The sequence below is a fragment of the Collinsella aerofaciens genome (genome assembly GCF_039752775.1).
Lineage (GTDB): Bacteria > Actinomycetota > Coriobacteriia > Coriobacteriales > Coriobacteriaceae > Collinsella > Collinsella aerofaciens_R.
Genome location: NZ_JBDMGT010000062.1, coordinates 1 through 2,166 on the forward strand (window position 1 = coordinate 1; position 2,166 = coordinate 2,166).

The 2,166-nt window shown below is 56.9% G+C and carries 1 protein-coding gene; it reads right to left on the reverse strand.

Annotated features, from left to right (window positions below; translation table 11 throughout):
* Positions 1 to 213: 213 nt before the first annotated feature.
* Complete coding sequence (locus ABHR63_RS09930; RefSeq protein WP_055310777.1) at positions 214 to 1,908, reverse strand: phospho-sugar mutase; 1,695 nt, start codon at positions 1,906 to 1,908, stop codon at positions 214 to 216.
* Between the last annotated feature and the right edge of the window lie 258 nt (positions 1,909 to 2,166).

Below are 2,166 nucleotides of genomic sequence, written 5' to 3' on the forward strand. Positions count from 1 at the left end.
TCAAGGTGCACGCCCCGCGGCTGATCCGGTCCGACCGGGCCGCGCGGCAAGGAGATATATTGCCAGACCGGAGGGGCGCCGTGGGCGGGAATCTGGTCGTACACATTTCCTACACAGTTTGGGATTCTCAGCTGTATTTGCCAGTAATAAAGAGGGGACCTCGTTTCCGAGATCCCCTCCTCCGTCTATCTAAAGAAATAGGCTTTCAAAGCCTTAGGCCAGCAGCTTGCGACCGGACTCCTCAATCGCGTCAAGTGCTGCATCTGCCTCGGCGGCATCCGCGCCCTTAGCGAAGATGTACAGCTTAATCTTGGGCTCGGTGCCGGAAGGACGAACAATACCCTTGTTGCCACCCTCAAGATCGAACTCAATAACATTAGCCTTCGGCAGGCCGTTCACGCAGGTGTTGTAATCAACGACGGCCTCAATCTTGGAACCGGCGAGCTCCGCGGGCGGGTTCTCGCGCAGACCGGCCATGATGCCGGCCATCTTTGCCGCACCCTCAGCACCCGGATAGCTCAGCGAAATCGTCTTGTTGTGATAGTAGCCATACTTCTCGTACAGCTCGTGCATCGCGTCGGCAAGGTTCTTTCCCTGGAGCTTGTAATACTGCGCCATCTGGCAAATCAAAAGCGAAGTGCTCACGGCGTCCTTGTCGCGCACGTGGTCGCCGGCCAGATAGCCGTAGCTCTCCTCAAAACCGAAGATAAAGCGATCGACCTCGCCAGCATCGGAAAGAGAAGTAATGATGTCGCCGATGTACTTGAAGCCCGTCAGGCAGCGACGGAGCTCAAAACCGTACTCGTCGGCCAGAGCGTCAACCATGGCGGAAGAAACGATAGTAGTGACAGCAACCTTCTTAGTGAGGTCCTCACCGCGAGCAGCGCGGGTCTTGCAGATATAGTCGAGCAGCAGAACGCCCATCTCATTGCCGGTCAGCAGCAGATAGTCATCGCTATTCTTAACGGCAACGCCAACGCGATCGGCGTCAGGATCGGTTGCAAGCAGCAGATCAGGGTGAACCTGCTCGCACAGGTCAATGCCCTTCTGCATGGCCTGGCGGATCTCGGGGTTAGGATACGGGCAGGTCGGGAAATCGCCGTTAGGTTCCTTCTGCTCGGGAACAACCGTGACATCGGTGATGCCAGCGCGCTCGAGCACCGTCGTGACGGGAATGAGGCCGGTGCCGTTGAGCGGAGTGTAGACGAGCTTAAGCGGAGCGCCAGCGATCTCCTCGGCAGAAAGGTTGGTCACGCCGCGGGCGAGAACGGCGTCGTAATAACGCTCGAGGCACGAGTCGTCGATCCATTTGACCAGACCCTGCTCAAGAGCCTCATCGAAGTCCATGGACTTCACGCCGGTAAACGTATCGGTCTCGGCGATAGCCTTAGAAATTGCATCGGCGGCCTCGCTGGTGATCTGGCAGCCGTCGGGGCCATAGGCCTTATAGCCGTTATAAGGCGCTGGATTATGACTAGCGGTCATGCAAATGCCACCGGAGCACTTAAGGTCGCGGACGGCCCAGGAGAGCGTCGGCACGGGAGAAATCTTGGGATACACGAGGGCAGTCACGCCGTTTGCGGCAAGAATGGCAGCCGTCGTCTTAACGAACAGCTCGCCCTTATTGCGGCTATCGCGGGCGATGGCGACCGTCGGATGCTCGAAGGTCGCATTGAGATAGTCAGCAAAACCCTGCGTCGCGCGACCAACCGTATAGATATTCATACGGTTAGTGCCTGCACCGATAGTGCCACGTAGACCGGCGGTACCGAAGGCGAGATCTTGGAAGAAAGCGTCGGTGATGGCGTCTTCGTCACCCTGCTCCTTCATCGTGTTGAGCTCAGCGAGGAGCTCCTCGTCCTTGACATTGGCAATCCAAGTATCAAGCAGCTCATGAACATCTGCCATGTGAGTCCTTCCGTCACAATCAATAAAACAACCCGTGTAAAACAGGACAAGCGCATCAGCGCGCTAAAGCAAATATTAGTCCATTGAGAACAGAGAACCGGCCACAGAACGGTGAACGTCTATATTCACCGGTGGATGATTGGATTGATTTAATTGCTTAGTGAATGCCGCCTTTAACGCGAAAAAGGGGGAGGCCGCGAGGCCTCCCCCTTCTCAGTTCAAGCGTACGGCTCGGTGCCGTCCACCGGTCAGCGGCGC

Coding starts and splice junctions, on each gene's coding strand:
- ABHR63_RS09930 (WP_055310777.1), bottom strand. CDS start 1,908: ATGGCAGATGTTCATGAGCTGCTTGATACTTGGATTGCCAATGTCAAG.